General features: G+C 71.2%; 16 protein-coding genes. 11 read left to right on the top strand and 5 right to left on the bottom strand.

The window, feature by feature from the left end:
- The first annotated feature begins 137 nt into the window (after positions 1 to 137).
- The 10 genes from AB0F17_RS31395 to AB0F17_RS31350 all read left to right on the top strand — a co-directional run bounded on the left by AB0F17_RS31395 (position 138) and on the right by AB0F17_RS31350 (position 9,033).
- A complete protein-coding gene (locus tag AB0F17_RS31395; RefSeq protein WP_358030192.1) occupies positions 138 to 1,436 on the top strand; it encodes an ATPase, T2SS/T4P/T4SS family in 1,299 nt (432 codons plus the stop codon).
- Positions 1,433 to 2,275 carry a type II secretion system F family protein gene (locus AB0F17_RS31390; RefSeq protein ID WP_358030189.1) on the top strand — a complete coding sequence of 281 codons (843 nt, stop codon included), beginning with the start codon at positions 1,433 to 1,435 and terminating at the stop codon, positions 2,273 to 2,275. The genes AB0F17_RS31395 and AB0F17_RS31390 overlap by 4 nt, the downstream gene beginning before the upstream one ends.
- An 11-nt stretch (positions 2,276 to 2,286) precedes the next feature.
- A complete protein-coding gene (locus AB0F17_RS31385; RefSeq protein WP_358030187.1) occupies positions 2,287 to 3,207 on the top strand; it encodes a type II secretion system protein in 921 nt (306 codons plus the stop codon).
- Complete coding sequence (locus AB0F17_RS31380) at positions 3,207 to 3,425, top strand: hypothetical protein (protein WP_358030184.1); 219 nt, start codon at positions 3,207 to 3,209, stop codon at positions 3,423 to 3,425. The genes AB0F17_RS31385 and AB0F17_RS31380 overlap by 1 nt, the downstream gene beginning before the upstream one ends.
- Entirely contained in the window at positions 3,422 to 3,928 is a 507-nt protein-coding gene (locus AB0F17_RS31375; protein ID WP_358030182.1) for a TadE family protein, read from the top strand. Before AB0F17_RS31380 ends, AB0F17_RS31375 begins: the two co-directional genes overlap by 4 nt.
- Complete coding sequence (locus AB0F17_RS31370) at positions 3,925 to 4,326, top strand: TadE family protein (protein WP_250904734.1); 402 nt, start codon at positions 3,925 to 3,927, stop codon at positions 4,324 to 4,326. The genes AB0F17_RS31375 and AB0F17_RS31370 overlap by 4 nt, the downstream gene beginning before the upstream one ends.
- On the top strand, positions 4,323 to 4,739 hold the full coding sequence (locus AB0F17_RS31365; protein ID WP_358030179.1) for a Tad domain-containing protein: 417 nt from the start codon (positions 4,323 to 4,325) through the stop codon (positions 4,737 to 4,739). Before AB0F17_RS31370 ends, AB0F17_RS31365 begins: the two co-directional genes overlap by 4 nt.
- 75 nt (positions 4,740 to 4,814) lie before the next feature.
- Complete coding sequence (locus AB0F17_RS31360; protein ID WP_358030176.1) at positions 4,815 to 7,529, top strand: BTAD domain-containing putative transcriptional regulator; 2,715 nt, start codon at positions 4,815 to 4,817, stop codon at positions 7,527 to 7,529.
- Entirely contained in the window at positions 7,526 to 8,116 is a 591-nt protein-coding gene (locus tag AB0F17_RS31355) for a hypothetical protein (protein ID WP_358030173.1), read from the top strand. The genes AB0F17_RS31360 and AB0F17_RS31355 overlap by 4 nt, the downstream gene beginning before the upstream one ends.
- Positions 8,116 to 9,033, top strand: a complete 918-nt coding sequence (locus AB0F17_RS31350) for a hypothetical protein (RefSeq protein WP_358030171.1) — start codon at positions 8,116 to 8,118, stop codon at positions 9,031 to 9,033. Before AB0F17_RS31355 ends, AB0F17_RS31350 begins: the two co-directional genes overlap by 1 nt.
- 8 nt (positions 9,034 to 9,041) lie before the next feature.
- Here the strand turns inward: AB0F17_RS31350 and AB0F17_RS31345 are convergent, their stop codons facing one another.
- Complete coding sequence (locus AB0F17_RS31345; RefSeq protein ID WP_358030168.1) at positions 9,042 to 9,473, bottom strand: MarR family transcriptional regulator; 432 nt, start codon at positions 9,471 to 9,473, stop codon at positions 9,042 to 9,044.
- Between the two features lie 90 nt (positions 9,474 to 9,563).
- Here AB0F17_RS31345 and AB0F17_RS31340 point away from each other — a divergent pair, with 90 nt between their 5' ends.
- On the top strand, positions 9,564 to 10,724 hold the full coding sequence (locus AB0F17_RS31340; RefSeq protein ID WP_358030166.1) for an MFS transporter: 1,161 nt from the start codon (positions 9,564 to 9,566) through the stop codon (positions 10,722 to 10,724).
- A gap of 99 nt (positions 10,725 to 10,823) precedes the next feature.
- Here the strand turns inward: AB0F17_RS31340 and AB0F17_RS31335 are convergent, their stop codons facing one another.
- From AB0F17_RS31335 to AB0F17_RS31320, 4 genes are all read right to left on the bottom strand, one after another.
- A complete protein-coding gene (locus AB0F17_RS31335; RefSeq protein WP_358030163.1) occupies positions 10,824 to 11,021 on the bottom strand; it encodes a hypothetical protein in 198 nt (65 codons plus the stop codon).
- A gap of 44 nt (positions 11,022 to 11,065) precedes the next feature.
- Positions 11,066 to 11,566: a methylated-DNA--[protein]-cysteine S-methyltransferase gene (locus AB0F17_RS31330; RefSeq protein ID WP_358030160.1), complete on the bottom strand. Its 501-nt coding sequence runs from the start codon at positions 11,564 to 11,566 to the stop codon at positions 11,066 to 11,068.
- Complete coding sequence (locus AB0F17_RS31325; RefSeq protein WP_358030157.1) at positions 11,563 to 13,005, bottom strand: DNA-3-methyladenine glycosylase 2 family protein; 1,443 nt, start codon at positions 13,003 to 13,005, stop codon at positions 11,563 to 11,565. Before AB0F17_RS31325 ends, AB0F17_RS31330 begins: the two co-directional genes overlap by 4 nt.
- Positions 13,006 to 13,112: 107 nt before the next feature.
- Positions 13,113 to 14,054, bottom strand: a complete 942-nt coding sequence (locus AB0F17_RS31320; protein WP_219537365.1) for an NYN domain-containing protein — start codon at positions 14,052 to 14,054, stop codon at positions 13,113 to 13,115.
- Positions 14,055 to 14,105 lie beyond the last annotated feature (51 nt).

The following is a 14,105-nucleotide window of genomic DNA, read 5'->3' as shown; positions in this document are numbered from 1 at the left end:
AGTGAGCCACCTGTGACACCCGTGACACCTGTGACAACCACGAATTTGACACCCATGAATTTCGGTATGGCATTCAACCTCGCGAGGGGACCGGCACGTACAACCCGGAGACGCCTCCTCGCGAGAGTGAGCAGCCAGTGATCGACCACTCCCTAGTCAAGCGCTTCCGCCAGGAGGTCGGCGACCGCCTGGCCCACCAGCGCCGACTCGACCAGGTCAACGGTCTGGCCTCGATGACCGGCGAGGACGAGCGCCAGTTCGCCAGGGCGCTGATCTCCCAGGTTCTCGAAGAGCACGCGCGCAGCGAGATCGGCCTGGGCCGCACCCCTCCCACCGTCGAGGAGGAGGAGGCGCTCGCGGCCGGGATCCACGCCGCGCTGTTCGGCGTGGGCCGCCTCCAGCCGCTGCTCGACGACCCCGAGGTCGAGAACATCGACATCAACGGCTGCGACCGCGTCTTCGTCAGCTACGCCGACGGCCAGGAGCTCATGCGGGAGCCGGTCGCCGAGTCCGACGACGAGCTCATCGAGCTGATCCAGATACTGGCCGCCTACTCGGGCCTGTCGAGCAGGCCGTTCGACACCGCCAACCCCCAGCTCGACCTGCGCCTGCCCGATGGATCGCGGCTGAGCGCGGTCATGGACGTCACGCTCAGGCCGGCCGTCTCGATCCGCCGCGCCCGGCTCGGCAAGGTGTTCATGTCGGACCTCGTGGGCAACGGCACGTTGAGCCCGGAGGTGGGCAGGTTCCTCAGCGCGGTGGTCGGCGCCCGCAAGAACATCATGATCGCCGGATCCACGAACGCCGGTAAGACCACCCTGCTCAGGGCTCTGGCCAACGAGATCCCGCCGTACGAGCGACTGATCACGGTCGAACGCGCGCTGGAGCTCGGCCTCGACCAGTTCCCCGAGCTGCACCCCAACGTCGTCGCCTTCGAGCAGCGCCTGCCCAACTCCGAGGGCCAGGGCGAGATCACCATGGCCGAGCTGGTCAGGAGGTCGCTCCGGATGAACCCCAGCCGGGTGATCGTCGGCGAGGTGCTCGGCGACGAGATCGTCACGATGCTCAACGCGATGACCCAGGGCAACGACGGCTCTCTGTCCACCATCCACGCGAACTCCAGCATGGAGGTGTTCAACCGCATCTCCACCTACGCCCTGCAGGCCGGCGAGCGGCTGCCGATCGACGCCACCCACATGCTCATCGCGGGTGCGATCGACTTCGTGGTCTTCGTGGAGAAGCGCAACGACTACAACCGCGGCGGCACCCTGCGCCGCTACGTCTCCAGCATCCGCGAGGTCAACGGCTGCGACGGCCGTGTCCTGTCGAGCGAGGTGTTCATCCCGGGCGCCGACGGCACCGCCACCCCGCACGCCCCCATCTCCTGCATGGAAGAACTCGCCGCCCACGGATACAACCCCGGAGGCTGGCTGTGATCGACCTCGATCCGCTCGCTCTGCTCGCCGGCGCCCTCGTCGGCGGCGGCCTGTTCCTGTTCTTCCTCTCCCTGTACGGCATGCGCGTCCGGCCCGCCCGGCCCAAGCGCGAACTCGTCAAGACGCTCACCACCCGCACCGCGATCGCCGCGGTGTCCGCGACCCTGGTGCTGGTCGTGACCGGCTGGCCGGTCATGGCCGTGGGCACGGTGCTGCTGGTGTTCGCGTGGCGCGGCCTGTCCGGCGGCGCCGCCGAGGAACGAGCCGCGATGCGCCGCCTCGAAGGGCTGGCCGCCTGGACGGAGTCGCTGCGTGACACGATCGCCGGCGCGGCCGGGCTGGAGCAGGCCATCCCGTCGTCGATCAGGGCCGCCGCGCCCACGCTCAAGCCCCACCTGCGCGCGCTGGTCGACCGCCTCCACACCCGCATGGCGCTGCCGGAGGCGCTCGCGCTCTTCGCCGACGAGCTCGACGACCCCTCGGCCGACCTGGTGGTGGCCGCGCTGATACTCAACTCCAAGCTGCGCGGCCCCGGGCTGCGCGACGTGCTCGGGGCGCTGGCCGTGTCCGCGCGCGAAGAGCTCGACATGCGCCGCCGCGTCGAGGCCGAACGCCGCTCGACCAGGCGCAGCGTCCAGATCGTGGTGGTCACCGCGCTGGTCTTCGCCGGGCTGCTCGTCGTCTTCAACCCCTCCTACGTCAGCGAATACCGCGGCGTGCTCGGTCAGGCCGTGCTGGTCGTCGTGGCGGCGCTGTTCGGCGCCGGGTTCGCCTGGATGCGGCGCCTGGCCCGGTTCGACAAGCCCACCCGCCTGCTCGTAGGAGGCGGCCATGGATGAAGGGGGCGGTCATGGTTGAGGGCGTGCTGGCGGGCTCCGTACTGGGCCTCGGTCTGTTCCTGCTGCTCCGGGCGCTGTTCCCGGCCCGCCCCGGCCTGGTGGCGCGGCTGCTGGCGATCGAGGCCGTCCGCGAGGACGCCGACGCGCCGCGCATCCAGCTCGTCCTGCCCGACGAGGAGGTCTCCGCCTTCCGCCGCGGCCTGGGGGTACGGCTGGCCCGCCTCTACCATGCGCGCGGCTGGGAGGTCCGGTCGGTCAAGGCCGACCTGGCGCTGGTCGGGCGGTCGTTCGAGGGCTACCTGGCCACCAAGGCGCTGCTCGCGTCGGCCGGGCTGCTGGCCTTCCCGGTGCTGCTCGGCTGGCTGGCGCTGATGGGCTGGGGTACGTCCCTGACCATTCCGTTCTGGTCCGCCCTCCTCATGTCGCTGGTCTTCTTCTTCCTGCCCGACCTTCAGATCCGGCGCGACGCGTCGGCGAGGAGACGCGACTTCAGGCACGTCGTCGGCGCCTTCCTCGACCTGGTCTCGATGAACCTGGCGGGCGGGCGCGGCGTGCCCGAGGCGCTGATGATGGCGGTCTCGGTCAGCGGCGACCAGCCCAACTGGGCGATGTCGCGCATCCGCGAGGCGCTGAGCGGCGCCAGGATCGTCGGCATCACCCCGTGGCAGGCGCTCGGCCAGCTCGGCGAGGAGATCAACGTCGACGAGCTGCGCGACCTGTCCGCCGCGCTCGGCCTGGTCGCCGACGACGGCGCCAAGGTGCGCGCCTCCCTCACCGCGCGGGCCGCCACGCTGCGTCGCCGCGAGCTGGCCGAGATCGAGGGCCGAGCCGGTGAGCGTTCCCAGTCGATGCTCGTCGCCCAGCTCCTGCTGTGCGCGGGCTTCGTGATCTTTCTTAGTTTTCCCGCCGCTATGAAGATGTTGGGGTCCTAATGAACCATCCCTGGGTCATCTACCTGCAGGCATATCTCGGCGTACGTATCCACCGCGCCCGCACCGCCTCCAGCCGGGGCGCCTCGGCGGTCGAGTGGGTGATCATCACGGCGATCATCGCCGGAGTCGCCCTCGGGCTGGCCACCCTCATCAAGACGCTGGTCGAGCAGAAGCAGAGCGAGATCCAGACCAGCTTCGGCACCGGCGGCGGCACGTGACACCTGCCCGCCGACCGTCGCGCGGGCTGAAGCAGCAGCGGAAGCAGCCGCAGAAGCAGGAGCGGAAGCAGTCACGGAAGCGCCCGCACCGGCGCGACCGCGGCGCCTCGGTGATCGAGCTCGCCCTGCTGATGCCGGTCATCCTGGCGGTCGTGCTGCTCATCGTGCAGGTGGCGCTCTGGTTCCACGGCCGCCAGGTGGCCGAGGCGGCCGCCCGGGAAGGCGCCAGGGTGGCCAGGTCGGCCCCCTTCGACTCGGGCGACTGGGAGGGCGCGGCCACCACCAAGGCCACCGACATCGTCCGCGCCATCGGTCCCCGCCTGCTCTCCAACGCGACGGCCACGACCGCGGAGAAGGACCCCGACGAGCGCTTCGTCACTGTGACCGGCAGCGCCGTACAGGTCATCCCGCTCCTGCCGGAGCTCACGTTCACGATCACGGCCACCTCGGGCGGTCCCGTCGAGTGCTTCCGCCCGGACGACGGGAGTGACGACTGCGAATGAGCCAGAACCGGCGGCGTGAGCGCGGCTCGATGGCCGTGGAGACGGTCATGCTGGCGCCCGTCTTCCTGCTGTTCCTGATGTTCCTGGCCGGAGCCGGCCGGCTGGTCGAGGCGCAGGGCGAGGTCAACGGCGCGGCGCGGGACGCGGCTCGGGCCGCGTCGGTGCGGCGCTCGTTCGACGCCGCCGGCGACGCGGCGGACCGGAGCGTCAAGGCCGCGCTCGACGGGCGGTGCCAGAGCCCGGCCGTGTCCCTCGACGGCTCCAAGTGGGAGGAGGGCGGCCAGGTACAGGCCGAGGTCACCTGCGAGCTGGACCTGGGCTTCCTGGGGTTCCCCGGCACCAAGCGGATGACCGGCACCTCGGTGGTCCCCCTGGAGCAGTTGAGGAGGACCGAATGAGCCGCCGCGACCGCGGGACGATGTCGGTCTTCACCGTGCTCTTCTCCGTGGCGGTGTTCCTGCTGGCGGGGCTGCTCGTGGACGGCGGCTCGGCGATCAACGCCCGGCTGCGGGCCGCCGACGTCGCCGAGCAGGCCGCGCGGGCGGGCGCCGACCAGGTCGACGTCGATCACCTGCACGAGACGGGTGAGATCCGGCTGCTCGGTGACGGCCAGGTGTGCGACCGGGCCGACGAGGTGGTCACGGCGGTGGCGAGCGCCGACGTGGCGAGGGGCACGTGCACCGTTGCGCCGGGCCAGGACGGCGTGACCGTCTCGGTGAAGGTGCGCTGGACGGCCTTCTTCCTGCAGGCCATCGGCTTCCCCGGCACCGAGATGGAGGGCGAGGCCACGGCCGGGCCACAGGCCAGGTGAGCCAGACCCATTCCGCTCACTCGATGGATCAGAGCACGACCACGCAGGACCCTGAACACGGAGAAGGGAGAGGCGATGCCGACGCGAGAACCCGCGCGTCCCGCGGGCCGGCCGCACGGGCCCGGGCAGGCGCCCGCGCGCATCCCGGCCAGGCGGAGTGTGGGCGACGTGCTGGGCGGCCTCGGCGCGCTCACGGTGCTCGTGGCGATCGTCGGCGGCGTGCCGTACGCGCTGCTCACGTTCGCCGGGCCGCCGCTGTCTCCCGAACTGCTCGATCTCGACCTGCTCACCAGCCGCGTGGGGCCGAGCACGATCATGGCCGTGCTGGTGCTGTTCGTCTGGCTGGCCTGGCTGCAGTTCTTCTCGTGCGTGGTCGTCGAGGTGTACGCGGGAGTGCGCAAGGTGGGCATGCCCGCCAGGGTGCCGCTCTCCGGCGGGTCCCAGGCGCTGGCGAACAAGCTCGTCTCGGCCGTGCTGGTGCTGTTCACCGCCGGCGCCATGATCGTGCCCATCGCGAAGCTGGCGACGCCGCCGCCCACCGCGCCGGCCATGACGACGGTCGCGTACTCCGCGCCGATCGTGGAGCAGCCAGTGGACACGCAGCAGCACGAACAGCGGACCAAGAAGGTGTACGTGGTTCAGCCGCCCCATGGCCGGCACCACGAGAGCCTGTGGGAGATCGCCGAGAAGTGCCTGGGTGACGGGCGCCGATATCCCGAGATCTACCAGCTCAACCAGCACAAAGAGCAGCCCGACGGCACCCGGCTGCGCATGGCCGACCTGATCAGGCCGGGCTGGGTGCTCGACATGCCCGAGGACGCGCGCCACGCCCATGTCGTGCCGGTGAACCAGGCGCGGGCCCAGACGCTGAAGCAGCACCCGGCGGGATCGCACGGTGGACATCGGCAGGTCGCCGACGAGGTACGCCAGATCTCCAGCGTGAAACAGGGACCGGCGCACGCACGACAGGACACCCAGGGCACCAGAGCCGAGGCGGCGGCGGAGAGTTCCGCCGTCGACCTGGTCGATTACCTGGGCGTCGCGTCGCTGGCCGCGGCGGGTCTGCTGATCGTGCTGGCCAGGCGGCGCCGTGAGCAGCTCTGGCGGCGGGTGTTCGGCCGCCGCATCGTCCGGCCGCGCGACGACGCCGCCAAGGCCGAGGTCGCGCTCAGGCTGGGCGCCGACGCGCCGGGCACCCGCATCCTCGACATCGGGCTCAGGCTGCTCGGCGCCGAGCTGGCCACGCAGGGCCGCACCCCGCCGACCGTCTACGCCGCCCATCTGTCGCCGCGCAACCTCGACCTGTGGATCCACCCGCCGGACGGCGACGCGCCCGAGCCGTGGCTGGCCCAGGACGGCGGCCAGGTGTGGCGGCTGGCCGCGCACGAGGGCCGCCTGCTGGAGGAGCAGCCCGGCGGCGCACCGTACCCGGGGCTGGTCTCGATCGGCGCCGACGAGAGTGGCCGGGTGCTGATCGACCTGGAGGCGGCGCAGGGCCTGATCAACATCCGCGGCCCGCAGACCACCGCGGCGCTCGCGGCGCTGGCCGTGGAGCTGGCCACCAACCGCTGGTCCGACCGGATGCGCATCACGCTCGTCGGCTTCGGCGACGAGCTGACCGCGATCGCGCCCGACCGGATCAGGGCCGTGGGCAGCCTGGCCGAGGTGCTGCCCGAGCTGGAGGCCACCGCCGCCCCCCGCCAGGAGGTGCTCACCGGGCGCATCACCGGCCGCCCGCGCGACGCCCACTACCTGCTGTCCGCCGTGGCCCCCACCCATGAGGAGGCGCGCCGCCTGGCGCTGCTCGCCCGCAAGGACACCGCCGGATATGTAGTGACGGGCGACGTGCCGCACGCCACCTGGACCCTGGAGATCACCGAGGACGGCAAGGCGAAGATCGCGGAGCTGGGCTTCGAGGTGACCGCCCAGTTGCTGCCGCGCCGCCACTACCAGGCGCTGATCGATCTCTTCCGTACGGCCGAGCAGCTCGACGGCGAGGCGCTGCCCGAGGCGGAGCCGCTGGAAGAGCTGGCGCCACCCGCGGTGGAGGTCCGGATGCTCGGCCCCATCGAGATCCTCGGCCGCGACCCCCTCGAAGAGGGCCGGATGGCGCTGGCCACCGAGCTGCTGGTCTACCTGGCCACGCATCCCGGCGGCGTGCACCCCGTCGTCCTCGGCGGTGTCCTGTGGCCGCGCGGCGTGCAGCCCACGGTCAGGGACGCCACGATCGCCAGGGTCGTCGACTGGATGGGCCACGAACACCTGCGGGCCGACGAGGCGGGCCGGCTGCGGCTGGGGCCCGCCGTGCGCACCGACTGGGCGCTCTTCCGCGAGCTGGTCCGCCGGTCGCACGGCGATCCGACGGCGCGGACCGTACTCCTGGACAAGGCGCTCGGCCTGGTCAGAGGCCCGCTGCTGACCGGGCGGCCGCCCGGGAGATACGCCTGGCTGGCGGGCGACGAGCTCGAGTACGACGTCGCGGCCGAAGTCGCCGACGCCGCCCACCGGCTGTGCGAGATCCGGCTGGCGCACGGCGAGCCGGACGCGGCGGTCGCGGCCGTACGCGCGGCCCTGCTGCTCGCCACCGACGACGAGGGGCTCTGGCGCGACCTGCTGCGCGCCACGCACGCCACCGAGGACGTGGTACGGCTCCGCACGGTCGTCGAGGGGCTGACCCGGCGCGCGTCCTCCCACCCCTACGGCGGCGGGATGGCACCTGAGACCGAGGCCCTGATCGACGAACTGCTGCCGTCGTGGCGCATCCACATAGTGAGGGAGTCGTCGGCATGAGGCGGATGACGGTAATGCTGGCGCTCCTGCTCGCGGCGGGCTGCGGCCCGCCCGACCGGCCGTACGTCCCCGGAGACGCGCCGGCATCCCCCACCGGCCAGAGCGCCGCGCGCCCCGCCCCCACGTCCTCCCAGGGCAAGACGGTCGAGGTCGGCGACGGCCTGAAGGTGAAGGTGGAGAAGGGGACGACGAGCAACGCGCTGCAACGGCTCTTCGCCGACTACTACGTCGAGCGATGGAAGGCGGTCGAGACCGGCGACAACCAGTACCAGCGGCACCTCGAACCACCGCTGATACCGCAGGCGGGCGAGTGGGTGCGCGGGTTCGCCGACCGGAAGGAGTCGGCGCGCGGTGTCGCGCGGCTCTACCGGCTGCGGATCACGTCGGTCATGGGCAAGGGAGCCCAGGTCGACACGTGCGTGGACGAGCGAGGCGTGCGTCTCCTCTCCACGCCCACCGGTAAGGCGGTCGCGCCCCAGCCCGACTGGGTGCGCGCTCCTTACCTCCAAGCCGTGCTCGCGCATCGCGGCGACGACGGTGTGTGGCGGATCAGGGAATTCCGCCAGGACAAAGAAGGGTGCACTTGATGAATCCCCTGATCCCGGCGCTCGTCACGGGGCTGCTGCTGTCCGCGCCCACCCCCCAACCCACCACGGGGGCCAGGGCGACCGAACAAGGCAGAACGAGGACCCTAACCCTCGAACACTCCGGCATCCAGGTCACCGGCGACGTGGGCAAGGGCGGCAAGAGCGACGGCTACCGGATCAAGCGCCCCTGCTGGTACGAGCCGGGGCTCTCCGCCGACGAGATGCTCAAGTTCCAGACGAACTCGAAGACCCAGTTCGCCAGGGTGAAGGCGGACGAGGAGAGTTTCACGAAGTTCGTCAAGCAGTTCAAGGACAAGAAAGGGCAGCCAGGGCGCTGGTGGACGCCCGCCTACGACGCGTCCGACCCCAACGGTGCCACCTGCTGGGCCGGGCTCGAACTGTTCATCTTCGTGCCGCCGAACGACACGCCGCCCTCCGGCATCACGTTCGAGCAGCTGGCCGAGATCGCGCGGGCGGCGATCACCGTGCCCCAGCCGACGGTCAAGCTGAGCCCGGACGCCAAGAGCTTCGTCAACCTGCCGACGTTCGTGTGGCTCGAAGGCATCGGCCAGCCGCGGCGTACGGCGACGGCGACGCTGCCCGGCGTCATGAGCGCCACCGTGGTCGCCACGCTCCAGAACATCAAGATCGACGCGGGCACCGGCAAGGACCGGGCCGACGTGCGCGAACAGTGCGGCGCCACCGGCAAGCCGTACGCCAAGGGGGCCCAGTTCACCTGTGGCGTGCAGTACCTGCGCTCGTCGATCGACCAGCCACGGCAGGTGTACCAGCTGACCGTGACGACCGTGTGGCCGGTGACGGTGGCGGGCGGGGTACCGGTCCAGTTCGCGCCGGTCGAGGTGGGGGTGACCCGCGACGTGCCGGTGGGTGAGGTGCAGAGCAACGTCCGCCCATAAGTGACGCCTCAGGCGATGACGGCGGCGAGCGGAGCGAGCTCCGGCAGCTCCGCCGCTTCCGCCAGCACCTCCTTGAGCACGGTGTCGTGCGTGGGGCTCGCCTGGGCGAGCAGCTCACGGCCCGCCGGGGTGACCTCGGTGTAGATGCCCCTGCGGTCGTCCTCGCACAGGTAGCGGGACAGCAGCCCGCGGTTCTCCAGCCGCGTCACCAGCCGGGTGGTGGCGCTCTGGCTCAGCACGACCGCGCGGGCGAGCTGCTGCATGCGCATGTGCCAGCCGTCCTGGCGACCCAGCACGTCGAGCACGGTGTACTCGCTCACGCTCAGGTCGTGCTCCTTCTGCAGAGCCCTCTCCAGCCGGTCCTCGATCCTGGCGTGCAGCGCGGCGAGCGTGCGCCAGCCCTGGGCGCGCGCTTCGACGGCGTCATCGGCGAGCGGCATGTGACACCTTCCCGGACAAGCTTGTATGGTGAGTTAGTCGGCGTGCGCAAATATTGTCTACGCTTACTAACGTCGTCTGAGGAGTATTCTATGCCACTCGCCCTGTTCGCCCTGGCGATCAGCGCCTTCGGCATCGGCACCACCGAGTTCATCATCAACGGGCTGCTGCCGGAGCTGGCCGCGGACTTCGCCGTCACGATCCCGGCCGCCGGTCTGCTCGTGTCCGGCTACGCCCTGGGCGTGGCCATCGGCGGGCCGCCGCTGACCATGCTCGGCGGCCGGTTGTCCCGCAAGACCATGCTGCTGTCGCTGATGGTGCTGTTCATCGTGGGCAACCTGCTGTCCGCGCTCGCGCCCTCGTACGGCGTGCTCATGGTCGGCCGCTTCCTGTCCGCGTTCGCGCACGGCGCCTACTTCGGCGTCGGATCCGTCGTGGCCGCCGACCTCGTCGCCCCGCAGAAGCGGGCCAGCGCCATCGCGCTCATGTTCACCGGGCTGACCCTGGCGAACGTCCTCGGGGTGCCGCTCGGCACCTGGATCGGGCAGGCGTTCGGCTGGCGGGCGACGTTCTGGGTCGTGGTGGTCATCGGCGTCGCCGGCCTCATCGGCGTGCTCGCCCTGGTGCCCGCCCAGCCGCGTCCCGAGGGCGGTGGCCTGCTGCGCGAGCTGGTGACCTTCCGCAAGGGTGGCGTCTGGCTGGCGCTGGCCATGACCGTGTTCGGGTTCGCGCCGGTGTTCGCGGTGATCACCTTCATCTCGCCGATCATGACGAGTGTCGGCGGATTCTCCTCCGGCGCGGTGCCGGTCGTCATGGCGCTGTTCGGGGTGGGACTCGTGGTCGGCAACCTGATCGGCGGCCGGCTCGCCGACCGGGCCGTCATGCCGAGCATCTACGGCTCGGTGGCCCTGCTCACGCTGCTGGGCGTGGTCCTCGCGCTGGTGGCGCGGAACCAGGTCGCGTTCATCGTCACGATCACGTTGTTCGGGGTGGCCGCCTTCGCGACCGTGCCGCCGCTGCAGACCCGGGTCCTGGACGCCGCCGCGGGTGCTCCGACGCTGGCCTCCGCGGCCAACATCGGCGCTTTCAACCTGGGCAACGCGATCGGGTCGTTCGTGGCGGGGCTGACGATCGACGCGGGCTTCGGCTACACGGCTCCGGCCTGGACCGCCGCGCTGCTCGGCCTGACCGGGCTCGCGGTGGCGGGCCTCGCCGGCGCGCAGGCCCGTCGCCACCTCGTCCCGGCCGCTTGACGACCCCGCAGGCCCGTCGCCACCTCGTCCCGGCCGCCTGACGACCCCGCGGGCGGGCCGACCGGTCGGGGGCCGGTACGCATCGCGCCGGCCCCCGGCTCAGCCGAACAACTCGTCCATGTTCTGCGCGGTCACCGCCCTGACGGTCCAGCGGTCGAGCAGGCTCTGGTCCGTGCACGCCTGGATGCGGACCCGAGCCTCCTCAGGGACCGAGATGCGGCGTGCGTCGAGGAATCCCAGGATCAGCTGGGCCGGCGTCCTGTCCGGCCCGCCTCTGTATTCATGTGCTCCGGCCACCGGCCAAATCCTACAGAGCGCGGCCGGAACATGACGGGGAGTTGCTAGAGCCGGCCGGACTCGTGGGCGAGCAGCCACTCCTTGACCGGCACGCCGTAGTAGTAGCCGCCGTAGCCGCCCGAGCCGGGCAGCACGCGGTGGCAGGGGACGAAGGGGGCGATCAGGTTCTGGGAGCAGGCCGACCCGGCCGCGCGGGCCGCCGTCCTGGGCAGGCCGGCGCGTTCGGCGAGCTCGGCGTACGAGACCGTGGTGCCCGGCTTGACCTCGCGCAACGCCTCATGGAGGCGCTTGCGGGTGGCCGTGCCCGGCTGCTCGACCGGAACGGCGTCCAGCGCCAGGAGGTCGCCGTCCAGATAGTCGCGTACGGCCTGAGCGGCGGGGCCGAGGTCGTCGACCACGTCCAGGCCCTCGGCCTGCAACGCGGGTGACAGCCGGACGAACATGTCCGAGGGGTCGGCGGTGAAGCCGGCCGCGACCAGCACGCCGTCGCGGCACAGCAGGGACAGCGGGCCGATGGGCGTCGGCAGGACTTGGGCGTCGATCATGAGGAACTCCAGAGATGCAGGGCGGCGTAGGCCCGCCAGGGCCGCCACCGCTCGATGTGGTCTTCGGGAATGCCCAGGCAGGCCATGCGCTTGTTGAGCACCAGGTCGCCGATGGGCCAGGCGTCGGGGTCGCGCAGCGCGCGCAGCGCGACATAGCTGGCGGTCCAGGGGCCGATGCCGGGGACGTCGAGCAGCTCCGCCACGGCCTCGGCCGGATCCTGGCCGCCGTCGAGGTCGATCCGGCCCTCGGAGACGGCGATGGCCAGCTCCTTGACCGTCGAGACGCGGCGGTTGGTGAGCCCCAGCTCCGAGAGGTCCGCCGCGAGCAGCTCCGTGGCGCTGGGGAACAGGTGGGTCAGCCCCGGTACCGGGCCCTCGACGGGCCGACCGGCCCGCTCGACGATCCGGCCGAGCATGGTGCGGGCGCCCGCGACGGAGATCTGCTGGCCCACGACCGCGCGTACGGCCAGCTCGAACCCGTCGAACGCGCCCGGCACCCGCAACCCGGGCCGGGACTCGACGAGCCGGCCCAGCGAGGTCTCGGCCAGCGCGGTCGCGATGGCGTCGGGGTCGGCGTCGAGATCGAGCAGGCGGCGGCAGCGGGCCACGATGCGAGCCAGTTGCCGGGTGTCGTCCACGGCGACGTCGAGCGCGATGTGGCCAGACTCGGGGGTGAGCGTGATCGTCCCGCCGGGGACCGCCCGGCTGTAGGACATCAGGCTCGCCACCTCAAGGCCGGGGATCGCGCGCGAGGCCAGGAACGAGAACACGCCCTCGATGTCGTACGGCTCCCGCCGGTGCAGGCGCAACCGGAGCGTCGCGGGCCCCGTCACGACCTCGACCGCCGGTGGCGCCGAGGCGGACAGGCCGCCCGCCGTCGCGCGGAGCTCGCTGGGCGTGAACCCGTACGTCTCCCGCATCGTCGCGTTGAACTGCCGCACGCTCCCGAACCCGGCCGCGAACGCCACCTCGGTGACCGGGAGCCGCGTCTCCGTCAGCAACTGCTTGGCGAGCAGCAGCCGCCTGGTCCGGGCCACCGCCAGCGGCCCCACGCCGAGTTCGGCCACGAACAGCCGGTGCAGGTGCCGCTCGGTGATGTGCAGCCGCCTGGCCAGCCCCGCCACGCCCTGCTCGTCGGCGGCCCCGTCGTCGATCAGCCGCAGCGCCCGCCCGATGAGGTCGCCGCGCAGGTCCCACCCCGGATCGCCGGGGGAGAGCTCCGGGCGGCAGCGCTTGCACGGGCGGAAGCCCGCCGCCTCCGCCGACGCCGCGTGCCGGTAGAACCGCACGTTGCGCGAGGCCGGCGTGCGGGCCGGGCAGATCGGCCGGCAGTAGATCCGCGTCGACGTCACCGCCGTGTAGAAGCGCCCGTCGAATCGGGCGTCCCGGGCTGAGACCGCCCGGTAGCAGGAGTCGAAATCGAGCTCAAGTGGCGACATGACACCGAGCGTAGGCGTTCGCCCAGCCCCCCGACTGGCGGAAATCAGACCTGACCGTAAAAACGCTGGTCAGCAGGTCAAAGCTGCCAACCAGCGGAAATCAGACCTCACTTCGACGAAACGCCCACACCCAGGTCGAACTCGCGGTACACGCGCGCCCAGAACCCGTCACGCAGCCACACCCGCGCCTCGGGGAAGGGCCGCAACGAGTGGCCGAGCTCCTTCTCGGCCTCGATGAGCAGCTCCGTGTCGATGACCGTCGGCAGGATCGGCCCTGGCAGCAGGTCGCGGATGTTGTCGCGGCCACGCGTGAGTATCCACTTCTGTGCCACGTGCTCGCCCACGTCCTCGACGCGCGGTCTGTTGGGCCCGAGCTTGGCCACCTGGCCGGGCTTGACGTGCGGTTTGACGGGCGCGCGTCCGGCGAACACCTGCGCGGGCGACGGAGCGGTCACCGGCGGGGCGACCGGAACAGGCTGCGGAGCACGGCTGAAAAAGGGCCTCAGGAAATCAGCAGTGATCACTTCCACGGTGTCGGACTCCCACACCAGGCGCTCGGCCTGGTTGGTGCCGTACGGCGGCTCGACGCCCCACAAGTGGATGCGCACCCCGTACGCCTGCGCCGCCTCCACGGCGGGCACCATGTCCTCGTCTCCGGCGAGCAAGATCGTGTCAGTTACCGCATGGTGCCTGGCCAGCGCCTCCAGGTCACTCCTGATCTGCGCGTCCACGCCTTTCTGCTGGCCACGGGCGTTCAGGTTGCCAAGCCGTACCTTGACCCAGGGCAACTGGGCGATGACCCGCTGATCGACGGTCGGCACACGGTCACGAGCGGCGTCATACCAATAGATCCGCAGAAGTTCGCCAGATATACGTTCCAGCGCATGTTTCTGTAGACTCTGGATCAGCTCATCGGCGGCAACTCGATATTCTTTGCGCTCCTTGGCGCCCAGCAGCACTTCGCCTGCGGCAGCATAGAGATATCCGACGTCCACCAGGACGGCGTACTTCGCTGCCACAGCATGCGGCATGAGGTCTGGGATGGCCATGTGTCCTCCAGGCCGCGGTTAGTTGATCGGCTGACTATATACGCCTACTTT

The organism is Nonomuraea sp. NPDC026600, assembly GCF_040638335.1.
GTDB lineage: Bacteria > Actinomycetota > Actinomycetes > Streptosporangiales > Streptosporangiaceae > Nonomuraea.
The sequence above is the reverse complement of the archived record's forward strand: the minus strand, read 5'-3'. Positions and strand labels throughout refer to the sequence as shown.

Coding starts and splice junctions, on each gene's coding strand:
- AB0F17_RS31385 (WP_358030187.1), top strand. CDS start 2,287: ATGGTTGAGGGCGTGCTGGCGGGCTCCGTACTGGGCCTCGGTCTGTTC.
- AB0F17_RS31380 (WP_358030184.1), top strand. CDS start 3,207: ATGAACCATCCCTGGGTCATCTACCTGCAGGCATATCTCGGCGTACGT.
- AB0F17_RS31370 (WP_250904734.1), top strand. CDS start 3,925: ATGAGCCAGAACCGGCGGCGTGAGCGCGGCTCGATGGCCGTGGAGACG.
- AB0F17_RS31365 (WP_358030179.1), top strand. CDS start 4,323: ATGAGCCGCCGCGACCGCGGGACGATGTCGGTCTTCACCGTGCTCTTC.
- AB0F17_RS31360 (WP_358030176.1), top strand. CDS start 4,815: ATGCCGACGCGAGAACCCGCGCGTCCCGCGGGCCGGCCGCACGGGCCC.
- AB0F17_RS31355 (WP_358030173.1), top strand. CDS start 7,526: ATGAGGCGGATGACGGTAATGCTGGCGCTCCTGCTCGCGGCGGGCTGC.
- AB0F17_RS31350 (WP_358030171.1), top strand. CDS start 8,116: ATGAATCCCCTGATCCCGGCGCTCGTCACGGGGCTGCTGCTGTCCGCG.
- AB0F17_RS31345 (WP_358030168.1), bottom strand. CDS start 9,473: ATGCCGCTCGCCGATGACGCCGTCGAAGCGCGCGCCCAGGGCTGGCGC.
- AB0F17_RS31340 (WP_358030166.1), top strand. CDS start 9,564: ATGCCACTCGCCCTGTTCGCCCTGGCGATCAGCGCCTTCGGCATCGGC.
- AB0F17_RS31330 (WP_358030160.1), bottom strand. CDS start 11,566: ATGATCGACGCCCAAGTCCTGCCGACGCCCATCGGCCCGCTGTCCCTG.
- AB0F17_RS31325 (WP_358030157.1), bottom strand. CDS start 13,005: ATGTCGCCACTTGAGCTCGATTTCGACTCCTGCTACCGGGCGGTCTCA.
- AB0F17_RS31320 (WP_219537365.1), bottom strand. CDS start 14,054: ATGGCCATCCCAGACCTCATGCCGCATGCTGTGGCAGCGAAGTACGCC.